Here is a 16,433-nt window from a genome sequence, read left to right on the forward strand (position 1 = left end):
TGGGGCCGTTCTCCGGCGTCGGCGCTCCTCATGACGCGCGCGGGGCAACCCGGCTATGTTCTCGCGTGACCTGCTCGGCTGCCCGCTTTCCTGCAAGGAACGCATGGTCGGAGTTGTAGTACTCCCATTCACTGTAACGGCCAGCCAGATGAATGTCATGCCCGGCCAGCCAGGTCCGCACCGTCGCTACGTTTTCGGCCCGCTGGTGGTCGTAGACAACATAGGCCACAGGCATGTCAATCTGGTTTGCGACCAGCACCTGGTCGTCAGCGCTGATGAAGCCGACTTTGATGGCGTCGTCAATACAGCGCTGGATCAGTGCTTCGCCGTCCAGTGGAAGCGGCTTGAGCGGTGAGTATGAGATCTCGCAGGTGAAGCCAAAGCCGCCCGGAGCATTGCATTCGGGGCTGGCATTGCCTTGCACGAAGATGCGATGGAATATCGTGTCTTCTGGATAGTAGATCCAATGCTTGTCTGTCACATCACTGCGCGCGATGCCGATATTTACACAACGTATCGAGATGTGACGCAGCCCCCGTGCGGCCTGCCGCACCGCCGGTGGCGCTGCATCGCCAATCAGTTTGACCAGTTCCGGCAATGGCATCGTGCTGACCAGTTTTTCGTACTGGAATCGGCGGCCGTCTGCCAGCGTTACCCGGTGTTCCTCTGGCAGCACCTGCGCCACTTCGGCATTGAGCTCAATTTTTCCGCGAATCAGGGGCAGGAAGCCATTCATCAACGACTGGAAGCCGCCGCGCTTCGGATAGCCAAAACGGGCGTTGGGGCCCATCGGCCTGGGCACCGGCCGCAGCGCGCCTTCAACAATCTCCGCGAGGTTCGGCAATGGCACGCGGCCGCCCAGCCAGGAAGTTTCCATTTCACTGAGCGGCACCGTCCAGAGCTTGCGGTTATACGGGATGGCAAAGTGTTTCGCGATCCCGGCGCCCCACACCTTGTAGATAAAGTCCTCGAAGCTTTGCGTCTTCTCCGTGCGAGCCGTATCACTGGCCCGCGCCGCTTCGCTACCACCATCAGCGCAACAATCTTCCACGTGCTGGCTTGCGCAGGATGGTGCCTCGGCGCCATCCCCGTAGCGGGCCTCGATGGCACCGAGGATACATTCCTTGATGACTTCAGGTGGCAGGCCATTCAGGGAGGCCTGGAACGGATAGCGTGTATACACCTCTTTGCTGTAGACCCACGCTTCGCGCATCTGCCAGTGCTGGTTCTCGCCCAGCAGTTTGTCGTACAGCTCCAGCACGTAAGGGTCATTGGAAAACATGATGTGCCCGGCATGATCAAAGGTGAAACCGCCGTCCTGGATTGAACGGCACCAGCCGCCAACGCTGCCATTTCGCTCCAGGAGCAAATTATCGGTGCCTACGTGATATGCCGCCGACAGTCCAGTCGGCCCGCCCCCAATAACGATGCTGCCGTAGAGCGGTATACCTGGAGATGCACGCAGCGGATTGATCTTTCCGGGCGCATCGGTTTGGCCCGCTTCCCCGTTGTCGCCGGCGCTTTTACGTGTCAGCCGCGCGGCCTTGCCGCCTGGTGGTGTACCGGCAATCAGTTGCTGCATGCGGTCGGCTGTGGCATCCCATGAGGTGCGCGCCACCACCTCCCGCATCGAAGCGCCCATCCTGGAAGTCTGCTCCGGTGTCTGCGCCAGCGCGGCTTCGCAATGGGCGATGAATTGCTTGTGGTCGCGACCAATTGCAACAATCGTCCCGTAAGGGTCCTCCACATCGCGGATCGCCGTGCTGACGATTGGCAGCTCCGCCGCCATGTACTCCAGGACTTTGGTCGGGCTGATGAAACGCGTTGCTTCGTTCAATGCGAACGACAGCAGGCAAACGTCCCATCCGGCCAGGAATTGCGGAAGATCCTGATAGGACTGCTGACCGAAATAGTGCACGTTCTGCCGCTGCGGCAGCGCAGCAGGATCGATCTTGACCACAGGCCCCACCAGCACCACCTGCCATTCCGGGTGCGCATCGGCGATGTCGGCAATCAGGCCGGCATCGAAGCGCTCGTCGATAACACCAAAGAATCCCAGCCGCGGATGCGGGACGCCGCGTTGAAGCGCATGTCCATTGCTGCGGTCAAGCGCCTGCGCAAAATGCGCCGCCTCGACACTGCTCGGGAAGCAATGCGCATTGTCATGGCGCGTTCGCTTTGCTTCATACAAGCTCGGTCCGCCCGTGAACACCAGGTCGGCAATATTGAGCAAGGCACTCTCGCGCTGAAGCAGCTGCTTGGGCGGATTCTTGAATGCGCTCAGCTCATCCATGCAATCGTAGATCACCAGCGAAGGGTGCAGGCCCTGCAGCAATGGCAGCGCCATCGGCGTATAAAACCATACCAGCACCTCTTCGCCAGCCGGTGCCAGCTCCGCCACCAGCGGCTGCAGGAGGGGGAGCTGGTCGTCATGGAAGCCTGGCGCATGGGATGGCGTATGCGGCTGGCAAACTGTCAGGTTAGGCGAAGCTTGCGAAAATACCATGCGCCCCTCGCCTGCCTCGTACACCGGCTCTTCGACGAACATGACCTTGTAATGCTTCGCCAGGCGCGTGAGCAGGTGCTGCGGACGCTGGAAAACAAAGTCCCAGCGCAGGTGGCAGAAGACGATCAGGGTTTGCATGGTGCTCTCCTCGAGGCAAAGGCTGTCAGCCAGCCGGATTGATTGGCGCTACATCAGGTTGCGCGTCGCCGCGCTGATCTGTTCCAGCGGGACCTTCGGCGTGCGGTCCGCGTTCAGCAGGCCATTCGTTTCCTGGAACGTGTCGGCAAATTGCGTGTAGCAAAAACCGCTGAACATGACCGTCTCGTTCACCACCTTCAACAAGGCGCGGTAATGATCGAGGAAGGCTGCGGGAGTGTTCTGCCGCGAATAGCCCCAGGTATGGTGGGGCGGCGCGTTCGGATCGAACGCAATGCCGCCGAACTCAGTCAGCACAATGGGCTGGCCGCGGTGCGGAAAGCCATCCAGGGTGAGGATGCGGCCACCCGGGCGGCGCTGGTCGAATAATGTGCGGACCGGGTCCGTGACTTCGTAGCGCTGGCGCACCTTGTCGGGGTCCGGATCATAGTCGTGGATGCCAAGGATGTCCGTGGCCGAGGCCTCCCAGCCATCGTTGCCGATCACCGGCCTGGTCGGGTCGAGCATGCGTGTCAGGTGGTACAGTGCCTCCACGGCATTGCGATGCGCCTGCACCGCCGTCAGATTCGGCACGCCCCATGATTCGTTGAACGGCACCCAGACAATCAGGCTGGGGTGGCTGTAGTCGCGCTCAATGGCTTCCGTCCATTCACGCACCAGCCGCGTCATGGCCCGCGCCGTGAAGGCGTAAGCGGACGGCATTTCCTCCCATACCAGCAGGCCCAGGCGGTCCGCCCAATACAGGTAGCGCGGATCCTCGATCTTCTGGTGCTTGCGGACGCCGTTAAAGCCCATTGCCTTGGCCAGCTCGACATCGCGCCGCAAATCGTCGTCCGAAGGCGCCGTCATCAGGCTGTCCGTCCAGTAACCCTGATCGAGTACCAGGCGCAACTGATAGGGCCGGCCATTGAGCATGAAACGGTCGCGGTTGATTGATACCGAGCGCATGGCGGCATACGAGCGCACACGATCAAGAATGCGATCGCCGCTGTACAGGGTCAGTTCCGCATCAAGCAAGGTTGGCCGTTCAGGGCTCCACAGGATCTCGTTGCGGGAATCGTCAATACCAGGGTCCGACAGTGCGATCTTGCGGTTGGCCTCCTGCCCAACCAGCATGTAGCGGTCGGCCGCCAGCAGTTTTTCACCTTGCCAGATCTTGACCTCAACCGCCAGTGCGGGGCAGGCGTCACCGGCGGCCAGCACCTCGCAGCCCAGCTCATAGCCGTCGAAAATGGGCGTCCAGCGCAAGCGGCGGATATAGGTCGCCGCGACATTCTCCAGCCAGACGGATTGCCAGATCCCCGTCGTACGCGGATACCAGATCGAATGCGGTTCACGTTGCCAGTCCTGCTTGCCCCGTGGCTTGGCCAGGTCGGCCGGATCGTCTTCGACATACACCACCAGCGTTTGTTCGCCGTCGACCAGTTCATCCGTGATGTCGGCAGTGAATGATGTATGGCCGCCCTCGTGTTCGGCAACCATATGGTTGTTGATCCACACGCGCGCCTGGTAATCCACGGCGCCAAAGTGGAGCAAGGTGCGAGGCCCGCGCTCCTCAACCGTGAAACGGCAGCGGTACCAGCATGCAGAATGGAAGTCCGTATCGCCGATTCCACTTGCAACGGATTCTGGCGCAAACGGCACCGTGATCCGTCGCGACCATGGGATGCGGTCGGACGGCAAGCTGAATTGATGCTCGTCATCAAATTCGAAGTCCCACTCGCCGTTCAAGGACTGCCATTGCTCGCGCACCAGCTGCGGCCTTGGATATTCGAACTGGCCCATTTTCTCCCCTGCCCGATTTGTTTTTTCGTTGGGCCATCGTAACAGCGCATCTACCTCAGTGCGCTCACGATACGAACGGGAAAAATGTTTGAAAAATGGCAGCTAGCCCGATGCCGTATGAGCCAACGCGACGCTGGTGCAATCCCGACCACACCTTCCTGGCGTCGGTCCACCTCGAACTGAGCGCCCAGCCGGCTGCTCAGTGGACCGGATTGGCGCGGGTCGCTTCCGGTCCTGCTGCGGGCAGCATTTCAGCGGCCGCCGGCGCCATCATCAAGCGCATGGGAATGGCCAGCTCGATGCCGTGCTCGGCCAGCGCGCCCACCACCCGCAGGTAGATTGCCTGCTGGGTGTCCATGAAGACGAAGTAGTCGGGCGACTTGATCCAGTAGACGGTTTCGAAGTCGAACGACCACTCGCCAAGGCCCGAAAAATGCGAGCGTTCGAAGGTCGCCGTCTGCTCCTGGGCCAGCACGGCGTCCTTCAGTAGCCGCGGAATCTCGCGCAACTGCTGTTCCGCCGTACCGTGACGCACCCGCAGGATGAATGCGGCACGCCGCGTGTGCATGCGCGTCTGGTTCAGGATGCGGGCCTTCAGGATGTCGCCGTTGGAAAAAATGATCTGGTCGCCGCCCAGGCCGCGCAAGCGCGTGGTCTTCAAGCCGATGTATTCAACCGTGCCCAGCTTGTCGTCCACAATGATGAAGTCGCCGACGACGAAGGGTTTGTCCAGCACGATGGAAAGCGAGGCAAACAGGTCGCCCAGGATGTTCTGCACCGCCAGCGCCACTGCGATGCCGCTGATGCCGAGGCTGGCCACCAGCGTCGTGATATTGAAGCCCAGGTTGTCCAGTACCATGAGGGTAAAGACGACCCAGACCACCAGGCGCAATACGAAGTCGATGATCGCAGCGGAGGTGGCAGAGGCGCCTTTCTCGTCGCGCGCACGGTAATGGCCGCGCCACGAGCGCAGCAGGCTGTCGGCCCAGACTCCGCCCTGCAGCAGCAGGGTGGTGGCCGTGATGCGCCACATCCAGGTCTGCTGCTTCGGCGGCAAGTCGAGCATCTGGCTCCCCAGCCACGCCCCGCCCACCGCTATGGTCAGCAACCAGGTCTTGCGCAGCGCGCGCACCAGCCAATCGTCAATCGCCGTATGGGTATATGCGGCGATCACCGCCAGGCGCCGCACAGCCAGGCATTTCACCAGGTACAGCACGGCCGCCGCCGCTGCCATCACGGCCAGCGCCGTGCCCCATTCTTCGACCGAATTTCCGAGAAAGGTATAACGCATCCGCGCAGTGTAGCGAAGCGGGGCCGGTGACTGCGCACGCATGACTACCGGCAAGGTTGCGCCAGCCAGTGGAAAAGTTCGGGATACTTTCGCCACCTCGACTCGCAAGCCCAGAACAATGTCAACAAACAAGCCAACCACCGTAGAACTGTGGGGCGGACTGGAAGGCACCGTCAACCGCGTAGCCGACCAATACTTCAGCCAGATTGAGCGCAACGGCCACGACCGGCGCGAGGACGACCTGGACCGCTTTGCGGCGCTGGGTATTCGCGCGCTACGCTACCCCGTGCTGTGGGAGCGGGTGGCGCCGAATGGCCTGGCCAGTGCCGACTGGACCCAGCCGGACAAGCGATTGCCGGTCTTGCAGGCGCTGGGTGTCACCCCGATTGTGGGCCTGGTGCATCACGGCAGTGGCCCCTTGCATACCAGCCTGGTGGATCCGGCCTTCGCCGAGCAGCTGGCCGGCTACGCGGGCGCGGTGGCGCAGCGCTATCCCTGGATCCAGTACTACACGCCCGTCAACGAACCCTTGACGACGGCACGCTTTTGCGGCCTCTACGGACTGTGGTATCCGCACGGGCGCGACGACAAGACTTTCCTGCGCGCCCTGCTCCATCAATGCCAAGGCACCGTGCTGGCGATGCGCGCCATCCGTGCCGTCAATCCGCACGCCAAGCTGATCCAGACCGATGACCTCGGTAAGACTTATAGCACGCCAGAGCTGTCCGACTGGGCGGACTTCTATAATGATCGCCGCTGGCTGGCCTGGGACCTGCTGTGCGGGCGCGTCAACCAGGAACATGCCTTGTGGCCCTACCTCACCGAACGCGGCGGACTCAGCGCGCAAGAGCTGCTGTGGTTCAGCGAGAACCCGTGCCCGCCCGACATCATCGGCTTGAACTACTACATCACCAGCGAACGCTGGCTCGATCACCGCGCCGAGCGCTATCCGCAGCGCTACGTAGGCGCAGACGGTTTTGCCGACATCGAAACAGCGCGTGCCCTGGCCGTTCCCACGCCAGGCATTGGACCGCTGCTCGACGAAGTATGGGAACGCTACAAGCTGCCAATGGCCGTGACCGAAGCCCATATCGACGCCAACCGGGAAGACCAGCTGCGCTGGCTGCTCGAAGTGTGGAACGCGGCCGAGGAAGCAAGCCGGCGCGGCGCGGACGTGCGCGCCGTGACGGTATGGTCGCTGCTGGGTTCTTTCGATTGGAATTGCCTGGTAACCGAGTGCAGCGGGTATTACGAAACGGGCGCCTTCGACCTGCGCGCACCGCTTCCGCGCCCTACCGCCTTGGCCACAATGATGCGCGAGCTGGCCACCGGCCGCCCGCTATCGAGCCCGGTCTTGCAAGGCGCCGGCTGGTGGCGCCGCCCCGGCCGTTTTCTCTGCCCGCCGGCGGCCAGCAGCACCAGCCTGGCAGCCCTGCCAGCCGAACGCCAGGTCCCGCAGCGCCCCGCACAGCCGATCCTGATCAGCGGCGCCACCGGCACGCTGGGATCGGCGTTTGCGCGCATCTGCGAGCAACGCAACCTGTCGTACCGCGTCCTGACGCGCCAGGAGATGGACATTGCCGATCCAGCTTCGGTGGAGGCAGCCATCCGGCTCTACCAGCCCTGGGCCATCATCAATGCCGGCGGCTATGTGCGTGTACACCAGGCCGAGCAGGAGCAAGCCCGCTGCCTGCGCGAAAATACACACGGTGCGGCCGTGCTGGCCGTCGCCTGTGCGCGCCACGCCTTGCGCCTGCTTGGATTTTCCAGCGACCTGGTGTTCGACGGCGGCAAGGGCGCGCCCTACGTGGAAAGCGATCGTACAGCGCCGCTGAATGTCTATGGGCGCAGCAAGGCGGAGGCCGAGCAACGCATGCTGTCCATCCACCCCGGCACACTTGTTGTGCGCACCAGCGCCTTCTTCGGACCATGGGACCGCCACAACTTTGTAACAAACGCGCTGCAGGCGCTGGCCGCCGGCGAGCGCTTCGCCGCAGCCGACGACGTGATCGTCTCACCCACGTATGTACCGGACCTGGTCCAGACCTGCCTCGATCTCCTGATCGACCAGGAAAGCGGCATCTGGCATCTGTCCAACGGCGAAGCGCTCAGTTGGCACCAGCTGGCGCAGCGCGTCTGCCTGATGGCCGACGTCGGCACAGACGAACTGGAAGCCTGCGCAGCCGTTACCTTCGACGGCCACGCCGCACAGCCGCGCTTCTCGGCTCTGGGCAGCGAACGCGGCATCCTGATGCCGACGCTGGATGACGCCCTCGCGCGCTACGTACTCGCCGCCAACAGCCTGCGCGAATCGGGCGCTGCGCAGAAGGCTCACTACGGCGGCAGCTGACCTGGCGCCTTGACCGCCCTGGTCAATTTCATTATGCCAGTTGGGAATATTCATAATTGCCAAGACAGGCTGTCGCACCGACAATTGCCGCCAGGCAACATTAATCGTTGGAAGGATGGCATGAAAAATTATAAGATGCGAACGATCGCCCTGTCGATTTTCGCAGCGAGTCTCGCCGCGGGCTGTGGCGGCGGCTTCGAAGAAGCCACCAGTACGACTGCACCAGACAACAGCAGCAACACCCGCAACACACCGGCTGCAAACGGCACTGGCAGCACGCCTGGCACTGGCAGCACGCCTGGCGCTGGCGGCGCGCCTGACACCGGCGGCGCTCCCGGCACTGGCACCACGACCGGGGCTGACACGACGCCCGGCGCTGGCGGCACGCCTGGCGGCGGCACGGCGGCCCGCGTTTTCAACCACCCCGGCGCCCCGCTCACCCGTTCTGACCTCAACACGCTCAAGGCCTACGTCGACCAGGGCCGGCAACCATGGAAGTCCGCCTACGAGCAGCTGGCAAACGAAGGCAGGTCCAAGCTCACCTATGCCATGCAGGGGCCGTACGCGACAGTCGGTCGCGCGCCCGACGTGAATCTATGGGCATGGCGCAGCGACATGATGGCGGTCTGGAATCTCTCGCGCATGTGGCATTTCACCGGCAACGACGAATACGCAAAGAAGGCGCGCCAGATCCTCATGGCCTGGGCGACTACCCAGGTCGAGTTTTCCGGCCGCGAGTCCATGCTCGACCTGGGCGACTACGCCTATATGTTCGTGGGCGGTGCCGACATCCTGCGCGGCACGTGGCCGGGCTGGACGGAAGCCGACACTGCCACAATGAAGAAATACTTCAAGAATGTCCTGATCCCGGCATCGAACCCCTATGGCGAAAACCAGTTTGGCGCCGCCAACAAGGGCGCATTGGCAATGGTTGCCCTCGGTTTGATGTCCATCTTCAACGACGATGCAGCGGCGGTGGACAAGGTTGTGTACCAGGTGCGCACGCTGGCCCACATCGGACTGCGCAATTCCAACGATATCGGCATGCTCGGCGACTCCCTGCGCGACCAGGGCCACTTCCATGGGCAGCTCAAATCGCTGATCATGCTCGCCGAGGCACTCTGGAAGCAAGGCATCGACATCTATTCCGATTTCGACGACCGGCTGCTGGCAGCTGGTGAATATTTCGCGCGGGTCAACGAACTCGTGCCGACCACTGCACTCCCGTTTGGCACCACCGATGCCTATTACATCGCTGACGGAACCAACCGCGGCTGGGACGGCTGGGGTGGCGGTAACGTCCTGCTCAACCAGATCCATGCCGCCTACGCCATCCGCAAGGGCGTGCAGGCACCATTTATCGCACAACGGCGCCTCTGGATGCCGGTGGACGGCAACAGCTTCATGTTCTTGAAGGACGCCGACACCTCCGTCGCGGCGCCGGCGCCACAGCTTGCCATTCCATCGACCGCCTCGCTGACAACGGGTTTGAGCAGCATTGACCTCGGCGGCGCCATCCCAAGCGGGTCCGCCAGCTATGCCGCCGGCAAATGGACTGTGACGGGCGGCGGAGCAGAGATTTGGGGCACTAACGACAGTTGCTACTTCGCCTACAAGGCTCTGGTCGGCGACGGCGCCATCATCGCCAAGGTTGAATCGGTCCAGAACACCGGCCCGTCTGCAAAGGCGGGGGTGATGATCCGCACCAGCCTTGACCAAGGCGCCCCGCGTGCGTGGATGGCCATCGCCAGTCGCGGCGCCGCCGAGCAGAATATGCGGAATCTTACAGCCTATGGCGGCAGCAATTACGCGAACAAAGTCCTTCCTATTGCGAACACTGCGGCCTCCTATTGGGTCAAGCTCGAGCGCATCGGCAACGTCATCACCGGCTACCTGTCTCCGGATGGCACCAACTGGGCCGCCACCGACGTCGGCCGGATTGACGGCCCCCTGCCGAATACCATCTACGCAGGCCTGGTAGTCTCTTCGACGGTCAACGGCACACCTAACAGCTCGATCTTCAGCAACGTGCAGATCACTGGAGGAGACGGCAATGCCCCGAGCGTGATCCCGGCAGCGCCGGCAGCGCTGCTGGCCTCGCCGGGCGATGGCGCTGTTCCCCTGCGCTGGCAGCGCTCATCCGGCGCTACGCGCTACGTGGTCAAGCGCGCCAAGTCCAGCGGCGGCCCCTATACTGCCATCGCAACAGATGTCAAGGGCGGCAGCTACACGGACAAATCGGTGGCCAACGGCACCTCCTACTACTACACCGTCGCAGCGGCAAACTCCGCCGGCGTTGGCGCCGATTCCCCCGAGGACTCGGCCACACCGTTCCACCCGATGGTCAATGTCGCCGCCGGCGGCACTGCCAACGACAGTGCGAACAATGCCGACAACGCCAAGCGCGCCTTCGACCATAACTCGGCGACGCAATGGTTCTACAAAGGTGTGCAGGGTTGGCTGCAATATGACCTCGGGCATACGGAGACAGTCCAGAGCTACACCGTCATCAGTTCCAACGACCAGGTTCCGCGCGATCCGAAGGACTGGGAGCTCCAGGGTTCCAACGACGGCGTGGCCTGGCAAACACTCGACGCGCAAAGCAATCAGGTGTTCGGCCGACGCTTCGCGCCGAAGAACTACCCTGTCTCCCGGCCCGGTGCCTATCGCTACTACCGGCTCAACATCACGGCCAATAACGGCGACGCCACCTTTACCGACCTCGCGGAATTCGGTCTGTTCGCGTCCAAGCCGCAGTGAAAACCGCGTGCGGCCCGGCCTTGTAAGTCGTTAATGAAAGTTAACGATTGCATTGCCGGGCTGCCCCCCCACACTGCCCTGCATGCGGGTCACCACCCAAGGTGAAATCGCGTGCTTTCTTTGGGCGCAGGCAGTGCAAATCACATCCGCGGTTTGATTTCTGGCGAACAGCGTTTGGCGGAACGTTAAACGCTCGAGCAAAATCGTTCTCGCCACCGGCAATTTTCATAATTGCCTTATCGCGCATCGCGTCGCAAAAATAGCCGCACTCGCGCCCTCATCCCCATACAGCACTATCCCGGAGCCTGGCAGAAGAGTAATTCCCACCTTGGCAATCCCATTTCACGAAAGGCGTTCCAATGTCCTTCACCCGGCGATCGATGCTCAAAGCCACGCTCGCGGCGCTGCCGGCGCATTGCGCCGCCCGCGACCTTGGCCAACTTGTACCTTCCGTGCCGGCCCCTGTTCCTGTTGATGCGGCGCACGCCTTCCTCGCGACCCAGGTGCGCTTGCTGCCGGGAAGTCCGTTTTACATACGGCAGGAGCTGCAGCGCAAAGGAGTGCTGGCCTCTTATGATCCCGACAAGTTACTTTATCCCTATCGCGCCCTGGCCAAACTTCCCCAAAAAGAAGGCATCGCAAGCGGCTATGACGGTTGGGATAGTGGTTTTCTGCGCGGGCACATGACGGGGCACTATTTGTCCGCCGCTTCGCGCATGGCGGCGGCTACCGGCAGCACGCTGTTTCGCGACCGGGTGAACTACCTGGTGGGTGAGCTCTCCAAATGCCAGGGCAGCCTGGATCTGGATGGTTACCTGGCGGCTTTTCCCACAGCTGCATTTGACCAGCTTGAAGGTAAGCCTGGGGCCGATGCGGAGGGCATCTTGGTGCCTTATTACACGGTCCAGAAGATTATGTCGGGCCTCCTCGACGCCCATGCCTATGTCGGGAACCAGCAGGCGCTCAAGGTAGCTAGCCGGATGGCAGACTACTTTGGGAAGCGGCTCGCAGCGCTTGATGCCGCACAGATTGACAGGTTGTTCCGCACGGACGGCAGCCGCAATCCGCAAAACGAATTTGGTGCGATGAGTGACGTTCTGGCGGAACTCTTCAAAATCGACAACGATCCCCGGCATCTCGCCGCCGCCCGTAGGTTCAATCGCGCATGGTTTGTCGGCCCGCTTGCCGCGGGCGAAGATCGGCTGGGCGGCGTACACGCCAATACGCACGTCGCGCAAGCAGTGGGCTTGGCAAACTGTGCTAACGCCAATGGCAACCCGCTGGAACTGAAGGCCTCCGAAAATTTCTGGCGGCTGGTTGTGCACAAGCATTCGTTCACCAACGGAGGCAACTCATTTAACGAATGGTTCGACAAACCCGGCGTCGAGGCCGGCCCGTCAATCGATGACCACAAGTCTTGTCCCCGACTACGGCCGAAACCTGCAACACCCACAACATGCTCAAGCTCACCACCAGGCTTTTCGAGCGCAACCGCCGCGCGGAGCTCGCTGACTATTACGAGCGCGCCTTGTATAACCACGTGCTGGCTTCGGTGGCGCCCGATTCGGGCGCCGTGACGTACTTCACGCCGCTCCATGGCGACTTTCGCACCTATCTTAACGGCAGTTTTTGCTGTAACGGCACCGGTATTGAAAACACCGCACGCTACAACGAAGGAATTTACTTTCGCAAGGATGATACGCTCTGGGTGAACCTGTATATCCCATCAGAGCTCAACTGGCCGGAAGCCGGGATGCTTTTGCGGCAGGAAGGGGATATCGCGCGCGGTGACCCGGTGCGCTTGACGGTGCTCAAAACTGGCGCCCATGCCATTACCCTCAATTTGCGAATCCCAGCATGGATCGCCAAACCGGCTGCATTGAGCATCAATGGGAAGCCGCAAGCGGTGGACGCGAAGCCCGCAAGCTATATCTCGTTAAGTCGGCAATGGAAAGCCGGCGACGTCATCGATCTTACGCTCCCGGTGGGGCTGCGGCTGGAGCAAGCCAGGGACGCATCTTCGATGGTCTCCATATTCCATGGTCCCCTATTGCTGGCTGGTGAACTTGGCAAGGACAAAATGCCCGGTAGCGACGTGGGCGACAAGGATGCCTTCCTGAAGATCGCTGCGGCGCCGGTTCCCAATCTCGTCAGCACGTCCGGCAATCCGGCCGATTGGCTCGCTCCGGTTCCCGGCGATCCGTCCGCGTTCAGAATCAAGGACGCTGGTCCGGCAACCGGAATTGTCGTTCGGCCGTTATTTGACCTGCATCACCAACGCTATTCCGTTTATTGGCACCTTCGCAAAGAGACGTTCCGAGACCGTCCATAGCTGGCACACAAAAGAACGGCGGCCGAAGCTGCCGTTTAGCGTTGTTCGACTACTTGAACCGTTCAAAGAAGGCCTTGGACTCCTGCGCCGAGAAATTGGGATACCAGTGGCCGCCTGTCTCGGTACCGCACCAAATCACGGGCTTGCCGCTGTCGCAGCCCTGGTACTCTACGCAGCCGTTACTGCCCACTGGAACCGTGTTGGCACTACAGCTATTACGTTTAAGGAAAAGATCGCGCGCCTCCATCCCCGCTGAATAAGGCACTACGTTATCGTCTTTGGCGTGAATGAACATGGCCGCCACCTTATTGGAAGAACTGGCACAGCCACTCCAGAGCGAACCGGCCATCGGCACGATCGCTCGCACCACGTCGCCCATCTGGCATCCGATGGCGTTGGACATCATGCCACCAAAGCTGAAACCGGTAGCGAAAACACGCTGGGTGTCGGTGCACGCGCCCTGCTGTACCTCGCTGATCATCGCGCGCAGAAAGCGAATGTCACGGTCACCGGTGTTGGCCCAACCCTTATCCAGGCCTTCCGGAGCAACAAAGATGGCATTGTCGCCGTACAGATTCTTCAGACCGAAAAAGCCGCTCCAACCGTAGACATCGGCAGCGCTGCCATCACGCCAGTGCAACCCGATGATCAAAGGATAGGCCTTGTTACGGTCATAGTTGGCCGGCATCTCGATCCAGTAGCTGCGCGAAGTACTGTCGCTGGTGAGCGAATGCATGCCGGTGGCCAGCTTGGAACCACTGCCACAGCCCGCAGGGCTCGCAGGCGGCACGACGACGGGGGGTATGACGGGGGTTGACGGCGCAGCGCCCAACGCCGGTGTGGAACCCAACGCTGGGATTGGTGCGGAAGGGTTGGCGGAGCTTGCCCCCCCGCCGCAGGCAACGAGCGCGGTGGAAAGCAGCGCGGCCCATACATATCTCATATCTTTTCCTTGTTTGATTAAAATTTGCCCCAGCACACACCGTGACAGCCATGGGATGCAGAGGACCGGGATCTGCTGCAGCAGAAAGAAGACGGCACGACGTCGCATCAAAGATCGGATCTGTGACCAGACACGATCAGGGAAGCTCGTCCAGTTCGGTCGTGCTAACGAGGAACAAGGCGATCAGGGCAAAGCTGCGCGGTGCATCAAAACCTTCCATGCGCGGTAAGAAACCGATTATCTGTGCGCGCGTCGGCGCCTCCTCTACTCGTTTTTCGCGCTCGATTCTAACGGCGGCGATCGCGGCAGTCTTTTATGTTTTTCGCCAATAGCCGACATGTTTTTGAGTTGCCGAAATCATCGCTGGCGAACTTCTGGGCTAGCGAGCCCCAGCCGGTCAGCTGCCACGCCATATGGGTCGGCGCGCAAGTGGATGACACGACTGATAGCGGCGTCGAACTGAGGTAGAACCTTCAATTTCAGCAGACTCCGCGGCATCGTTAAATAGTCGCTCCGATTACCGACGAATCCGCGGGCTGAGCGGTATAAAATTGCCATCGTTGCAATTTACATCCATGCTTTGCCGTTCTCTGAGAAAGGATCAACCTTGAAACTGCTGTCCTCCCATCTGGCACGCCGCATCTTCTCCACCGCACTCTGTCTATCCGCCTTCGCATTCACCACTACCGCTTCTGCCGGTCCGAATTGGGCAATCGACGTCGCCGGTGGCCAGGATCATCCCCTGCTCCAGCGCTACAACAATTCCTGGATGATGGCCTACAAGAAGATCAACTTCGACCAGGCGACTTTTCCCGGCAAGCTGGGCCTGAACAGCAACAATGATTTCATCGCGCCGATCACCGTGGAAGGCCAGATCACCCGCATGGTTTATTTCGCCCCGCTCGGCAAGACACCGCTGGAAGTTCATCGAAACTACGAACAGGCATTGAAGGCAGCTGGATTCAAGGCCAGCATCAGCTGCACGCCACGCGATAAAGATTGCGAGTACATGCGCTTCGGTTTAAACGATCGTTACCGAGCCATGAAGGAAGCCGACTTCAATGCGAACCGGGATCGTCAGGCTGACGGCTCCGCGCTCGATCGACAGATGGGCTCGCTGGGCGGTTCGAATATGCTTGGCACCGATGACCTTTATTTCACATACGGCACCCTGGCCAAAAACGGTGCCACCGTCCACGTGATGCTAAATTCGGGCAAAGTCCACAACACTGAATTCACCACGACCTACATCGAGATTGCCGAACCTAAAGCGATGGAGGGCGGCCAGGTTACCGTCAATGCAGATGGCTTGAAGTCTGCCTTGCAGTCGAGCGGCAAGATCGCCCTGTACGGCATCTACTTTGACACCGGCAAGGCGGACATCAAAGCAGTTGAATCCAAAACCCAGCTGGACGAAATGGCGAAACTCCTGAAGACCCAGCCCGCACTCAAGGTGTACATCGTCGGCCATACGGATAACCAGGGCAACCTGGACGCCAACCAGGCGCTGTCACAGCAACGTGCACAGGCGGTGGTCTCAGCGTTAGCCAAGCAATACCAGATTCCTGCAACTCGCCTTGCGAGCAAAGGCGTCGCCAGCCTGGCCCCCGTCGCTTCGAACGCAGACGAAACTGGACGAGCCATGAACCGCCGGGTGGAACTCGTAGTGCAGTAATCACACCATCACTCCGCGTTGCTGATCGTATTCGCCCGTCACCGCAGCTCACGTTCCAGGGTGCACGGGCGCTTCCACTTACGGCCCCACCGGTTCGTCGCGAAAAAGTCCGGTGCAGCTTTCTTATGCGCCAGCAGCGCGCGAGCGTTTAACTACCCAACCCGGGGCCGTTCCCGGACGGTGAAGGCCAGGAGGTTTCGTCCACTTTCACTTAGCCGCCCAAGCGCTCGTACGCTGGCCGCGCCATCGCCTGGTCACATGAGTTCAACAAAAAGCTGTCGCCAATCGAGTTTGAAAAGCGGCATTCTCAGAGGCTTCGGGGCGTCCAGGATAGCGGTGGCGATTCAGTAAAGCTAGCGGCCCGCCGGTCACCGAGAGCCGTTGGGTGGTCCGCACAGAGGCTCGGGTTAGGTAGCTGGCACTTCGCGGGTTTATGGTCTCAGAATTTTTCCGACGAGCCGAGGATGACTTGGCGAAATTTTTCGAGCATTTCGGCGCGACTCTCAGTGGCCTGCTCAATGCTGTGGCGGAGGAGGAAGATGCCGCTGTAATAGCAAGAACCGATGCTGAAAAATCCACATGGGTTCCCGCGAATTCCTGCCTAAGATAGCGCTTATTACTGCTGGCGCATCTTC

8 protein-coding genes and 1 pseudogene are annotated in these 16,433 nt (G+C 61.1%); 5 read left to right on the forward strand and 4 right to left on the reverse strand.

The window, feature by feature from the left end; all coding sequences use genetic code 11:
* Positions 1 to 28: 28 nt before the first annotated feature.
* The 3 genes from ASD07_RS01345 to ASD07_RS01355 form a co-directional block, all read right to left on the reverse strand.
* Complete coding sequence (locus tag ASD07_RS01345) at positions 29 to 2,644, reverse strand: FAD-dependent oxidoreductase (RefSeq protein WP_055924036.1); 2,616 nt, start codon at positions 2,642 to 2,644, stop codon at positions 29 to 31.
* A 48-nt stretch (positions 2,645 to 2,692) separates the two neighbouring features.
* The gene (locus tag ASD07_RS01350) at positions 2,693 to 4,447 is read right to left on the reverse strand and encodes a glycoside hydrolase family 2 protein (protein ID WP_055924038.1); all 1,755 of its coding nucleotides are present in this window, start codon (positions 4,445 to 4,447) and stop codon (positions 2,693 to 2,695) included.
* Between the two features lie 199 nt (positions 4,448 to 4,646).
* Positions 4,647 to 5,738 carry a mechanosensitive ion channel family protein gene (locus ASD07_RS01355; RefSeq protein ID WP_055924041.1) on the reverse strand — a complete coding sequence of 364 codons (1,092 nt, stop codon included), beginning with the start codon at positions 5,736 to 5,738 and terminating at the stop codon, positions 4,647 to 4,649.
* Between the two features lie 118 nt (positions 5,739 to 5,856).
* Between ASD07_RS01355 and ASD07_RS01360 the strand changes: the two genes are divergently transcribed.
* From ASD07_RS01360 to ASD07_RS32005, 4 genes and pseudogenes are all read left to right on the forward strand, one after another.
* A complete protein-coding gene (locus ASD07_RS01360) occupies positions 5,857 to 8,088 on the forward strand; it encodes a family 1 glycosylhydrolase (protein ID WP_055924044.1) in 2,232 nt (743 codons plus the stop codon).
* A gap of 120 nt (positions 8,089 to 8,208) precedes the next feature.
* Complete coding sequence (locus ASD07_RS01365; RefSeq protein WP_055924047.1) at positions 8,209 to 10,848, forward strand: discoidin domain-containing protein; 2,640 nt, start codon at positions 8,209 to 8,211, stop codon at positions 10,846 to 10,848.
* Positions 10,849 to 11,228: 380 nt separating this feature from the next.
* Positions 11,229 to 12,215 (forward strand): annotated as a pseudogene (locus tag ASD07_RS32000) (beta-L-arabinofuranosidase domain-containing protein); the annotation flags it as partial.
* Positions 12,216 to 12,304: 89 nt separating this feature from the next.
* On the forward strand, positions 12,305 to 13,180 hold the full coding sequence (locus ASD07_RS32005; RefSeq protein ID WP_055924053.1) for a beta-L-arabinofuranosidase domain-containing protein: 876 nt from the start codon (positions 12,305 to 12,307) through the stop codon (positions 13,178 to 13,180).
* A gap of 49 nt (positions 13,181 to 13,229) precedes the next feature.
* Here the strand turns inward: ASD07_RS32005 and ASD07_RS31335 are convergent, their stop codons facing one another.
* Positions 13,230 to 14,231 (reverse strand): PHB depolymerase family esterase, encoded by a 1,002-nt coding sequence (locus tag ASD07_RS31335; protein WP_200953737.1) that lies wholly within the window; start codon positions 14,229 to 14,231, stop codon positions 13,230 to 13,232.
* Positions 14,232 to 14,730: 499 nt separating this feature from the next.
* Between ASD07_RS31335 and ASD07_RS01385 the strand changes: the two genes are divergently transcribed.
* The gene (locus ASD07_RS01385; protein WP_055924059.1) at positions 14,731 to 15,798 is read left to right on the forward strand and encodes an OmpA family protein; all 1,068 of its coding nucleotides are present in this window, start codon (positions 14,731 to 14,733) and stop codon (positions 15,796 to 15,798) included.
* Positions 15,799 to 16,433: the final 635 nt, after the last annotated feature.

The sequence above is a fragment of the Duganella sp. Root336D2 genome (assembly GCF_001425005.1).
Lineage (GTDB): Bacteria > Pseudomonadota > Gammaproteobacteria > Burkholderiales > Burkholderiaceae_D > Rugamonas.

What these genes read in the sequence shown, in the direction of transcription:
- ASD07_RS01345 (WP_055924036.1), bottom strand. Translation starts at nt 2,644, where the DNA reads ATGCAAACCCTGATCGTCTTCTGCCACCTGCGCTGGGACTTTGTTTTC.
- ASD07_RS01350 (WP_055924038.1), bottom strand. Translation starts at nt 4,447, where the DNA reads ATGGGCCAGTTCGAATATCCAAGGCCGCAGCTGGTGCGCGAGCAATGG.
- ASD07_RS01355 (WP_055924041.1), bottom strand. Translation starts at nt 5,738, where the DNA reads ATGCGTTATACCTTTCTCGGAAATTCGGTCGAAGAATGGGGCACGGCG.
- ASD07_RS01360 (WP_055924044.1), top strand. Translation starts at nt 5,857, where the DNA reads ATGTCAACAAACAAGCCAACCACCGTAGAACTGTGGGGCGGACTGGAA.
- ASD07_RS01365 (WP_055924047.1), top strand. Translation starts at nt 8,209, where the DNA reads ATGAAAAATTATAAGATGCGAACGATCGCCCTGTCGATTTTCGCAGCG.
- ASD07_RS32005 (WP_055924053.1), top strand. Translation starts at nt 12,305, where the DNA reads ATGCTCAAGCTCACCACCAGGCTTTTCGAGCGCAACCGCCGCGCGGAG.
- ASD07_RS31335 (WP_200953737.1), bottom strand. Translation starts at nt 14,231, where the DNA reads ATGCGACGTCGTGCCGTCTTCTTTCTGCTGCAGCAGATCCCGGTCCTC.